Source organism: Streptomyces sp. NPDC042336, assembly GCF_055581985.1.
In genome coordinates, this window is the sequence record NZ_JBVJEA010000083.1 from 1 (window position 1) to 3,443 (window position 3,443).

Annotated in this window: 1 protein-coding gene and 3 pseudogenes; 2 read left to right on the plus strand and 2 right to left on the minus strand. The window is 64.3% G+C overall.

The annotated features are described in order from the left end of the window. Positions 1–233 precede the first annotated feature (233 nt). A pseudogene (locus ACZ6IM_RS42395) lies at positions 234–1,040 on the plus strand (transposase family protein). Between the two features lie 8 nt (positions 1,041–1,048). Here ACZ6IM_RS42395 and ACZ6IM_RS42400 read toward each other — a convergent pair. Continuing rightward, a pseudogene (locus ACZ6IM_RS42400) lies at positions 1,049–1,467 on the minus strand (transposase family protein); the annotation flags it as partial. A 383-nt stretch (positions 1,468–1,850) separates the two neighbouring features. On the opposite strand from ACZ6IM_RS42400, the gene ispG reads away from it, so the two are divergent. Further along, complete coding sequence (gene ispG, locus ACZ6IM_RS42405; protein WP_319218675.1) at positions 1,851–3,002, plus strand: flavodoxin-dependent (E)-4-hydroxy-3-methylbut-2-enyl-diphosphate synthase; 1,152 nt, start codon at positions 1,851–1,853, stop codon at positions 3,000–3,002. A 358-nt stretch (positions 3,003–3,360) separates the two neighbouring features. On the opposite strand, the pseudogene ACZ6IM_RS42410 reads toward ispG, so the two are convergent. Continuing rightward, positions 3,361–3,443 (minus strand): annotated as a pseudogene (locus ACZ6IM_RS42410) (IS5/IS1182 family transposase); the annotation flags it as partial.

Consider the following 3,443-nt stretch of genomic DNA (forward strand, 5'->3'; position numbering starts at 1 on the left):
GCTGAGGGCGCCCGGTGAGCGAGCCTTCGCCCGCCTCAAGCAATGGCGGATCTTCCGCAAAGCCCGCTGCAGCCCGAACCGGATCAGCCGGACCATCGCCGCCGTTCACGCCATCGAGACCGCCTGGCGATCAGGATGAGAAGGGTTCACTGAGCCTCTTCCATCCTGTGCTAGAGGGTGAAGTGGGTCTGGTCAGAGGGTGTGGCGACGAGCCAGGGCCCCTCGTCGTTGGCGTGGTGATCCCACTCAACACACCGGCGACCGAAAGGGGCCCTGCTGGTTCCGTATCCTGCGATCCTCGATGTCCCGTTTGAGCTCGTCGGGCATGTCGCCTGGCTGCTCTACGAGCATCGCCGGGCCCGCAACACCCGCTGGCGCAAGCCCGGCTGCTTCAAACAGGCCTGCTCACGCTGGTCCACCTGCGTAAGAACGAGACGTTCTCGCAGCCCGGAGCTGGTCTCGGGATATCCCAGGCCACCGCCTGGCCATACGTCGACGAGGCCCTGGACGTACTGACCTCCTGGGCGCCCGGCCTGCACGAAGCCCTCACCAGCCCCGGTGAGGGCGACCACGTCATCGTTGACGGCACCCTGATCCCCACCGACCGCATCGCCGCGGACGAGCCGTACTACTCGCAAAAACACAACAGGCACGGCATGAACGTGCAGGTCATCGCCCGGCCCGATGGCACACCGCTCTGGTTCTCCCGCGCAACGCCGGGCCGCACCCACGACCTGACCGCTGCCCGTGCCCACGGCATCGTCCAAGCCTGCCCCACCCGGCAGATCCTCGTCCTCGCCGACCGCGCCCACCAGGGCGCCGGCGCCACCGTCCGCACCCCCTCCTACCACCACCGCGAACAGCCCGCCCACTACCAGCAGTCCAACCGCGACCACGCCCGACTCAGAGCACCGGGAGAACGCGCCCTCGCACAGCTGAAGTCCAGGCGACTGCTCCGGCGAGCCAGAAGCTCCACCCGCCGCATCAGCACCATCGTCCAGGCCATCCACACGCTGCTGACCTGCAGCTATTCAGGATGAAAGAGGCTCAAGGTGTGCTCGACACGGGCGCGGGTCTTGCGATGCTGCGCGTTGTTCTCCTCCTCGCCCTTCAGCAGTGTCGTCCGGGGCGTTTGCGGTGCGGGACGATCAGACCGGTGTTGTTGTAGGCGCCGTCGCCGAGGACCGTCGTGCCTTCGCCGCGCTGGGCCAGGACGGAGTCCCGCCACGCTTTTGCGTCTGCCGTGTTGTCGGGCACCGGACGGGCGGTCGCCACCACCAGACGTGTCTCGGCGTCCACGATGACCTGCACATTCGCCGACAACCGGCAGTTACGCGAGGACGCGCCGACCCTGCGGTCGCGGACCGGGACGAGGGCGCCGTCCACGATCCACAGCCACTCGACGGCGTCCTGCGAGGCGCGGACCGGCTCGAGCACGAGCAGCAGGCCGAGCCGCTGGAGCACCCGGCGCGCCATCGCCTACAGTTGTACACGGCCACCAGCAGCACCCGCTCGGCCTTCAACACCCCGGCCGACAACGAGTGTCGAGGGTGACTTGGAGGCGCCAGCCGCGCCAGGCGCGGACCTCGAAGTGGTTGGCGCAGGCCGTTTTGAGCGCAACATGTCGAATCCCGGGTTACATGTGAACACGAAGCCGAAAACGTCGTCCTCCGCCGGGAGTGGTGGACACTCGCGCCCGGGATCGCTATTGCGTCAGCTTGATCGCCCATGTACAGATTTCAGGACAGGCCAGAGTACCTGAGTGAACCCTCACCACACTGGCGCCGTTGTCTCGGTGACAGTGCCCGCAAGAACACGGGCGTCATGGAACGACAGTGTGGGGTTATGCGATGAAGAAAGTTTCCCTCGAAGCACCATCTGTTCCTGCCAAGCTGGCCGAACGCAGGGCCAGCCGAAAGGTGATGGTCGGTTCAGTGGCAGTCGGAGGAGACGCGCCGGTGTCGGTGCAGTCAATGACGACGACACGTACATCGGACGTCGGACCGACTCTACAACAGATTGCGGAGTTGACGGCTGCCGGCTGCGAGATCGTACGGGTGGCGGTACCGACCCAGGACGACGCCGATGCCCTGGCTACGATCGCGAAGAAGTCTCAGATTCCGGTGATCGCAGACATTCACTTCCAGCCGAAGTACGTCTTCGCTGCGATCGACGCGGGATGCGCGGCAGTACGCGTAAACCCGGGTAACATCAAACAGTTCGATGACAGGGTAGCGGAAATCGCTAAGGCTGCCAGGGAAACCGGCACATCCCTGCGGATCGGCGTCAATGCAGGATCACTGGACAAGCGCCTGTTGCGGAAGTATGGAAAGGCAACAGCCGAAGCTCTGGTGGAATCCGCACTGTGGGAGGCATCCCTGTTCGAGGAGCACGACTTCCGGGACTTCAAGATTGCAGTCAAACACCACGACCCAGTAGTAATGGTCAATGCATATCGACAGCTTGCCGCCGAGTGTGACTACCCGCTCCATCTGGGTGTCACGGAGGCCGGCCCTGTCTTCCAGGGCACCATCAAGTCCGCCGTTGCCTTCGGCGCACTGCTGAGCGAGGGCATCGGCGATACCATACGCGTATCGCTCTCGGCGCCTCCGGTGGAGGAGGTCAAGGTGGGCATCCAGATCCTGGAGTCGCTGAACCTGCGGCAGCGGCGCTTGGAAATCGTGTCGTGTCCGTCCTGCGGCCGAGCCCAGGTCGACGTGTACAAACTCGCTGACGAGGTGTCAGCAGGCCTTCAAGGCATGGATGTGCCGCTCCGCGTCGCAGTCATGGGCTGCGTCGTCAACGGCCCCGGGGAAGCCCGCGAGGCTGATCTCGGTGTGGCCTCCGGCAACGGCAAGGGCCAGATATTCGTGAAAGGCAAAGTCATCAAGACGGTGCCAGAGTCGAAAATCGTGGAAACCCTCATCGAAGAAGCGCTGAAGATCGCCGAGGAGATGGAGAAGCCGGAGACACCGGGCGAGCCCCAGGTAGTCGTTAGCTAATACAGCGGCGGCACTTCACGTCAGATGGCCGTACCCGGCAGGTGATGGGTACGGCCACCACAGAGCTCTCCTTAACGTCAGCAGCTTACCTACGAGGCCCTCGTCTGGGCCCCGGCGCGTCGCCGTGATTGCTCTGGCGGGCCGGCGGAGCTGCACTCGATTGGGTCCCCCTGTCTACGCGCGCGGAGGTGGTTTGTCCAGGGGGATGAGTGGGCGGGTTCAGCTGACTAAGCCGGTCCCACGTCCCGCCGTAGGAATCTATGAGGTACCGATGAATAGGGTTCGTCGGCCCCGCAGCCGAAGGGGCCGTCGAAGACACCAGACGGCCATTCAAAGCGCTGATATTGAGCCTTTTCCATCATTGTTCTGAGCTGGTCAGATGCAGGGTGAGGACGGCCTGGACGAGTTTGGTGATCCGGGTGGTGGAGCATCGCAGTTTGC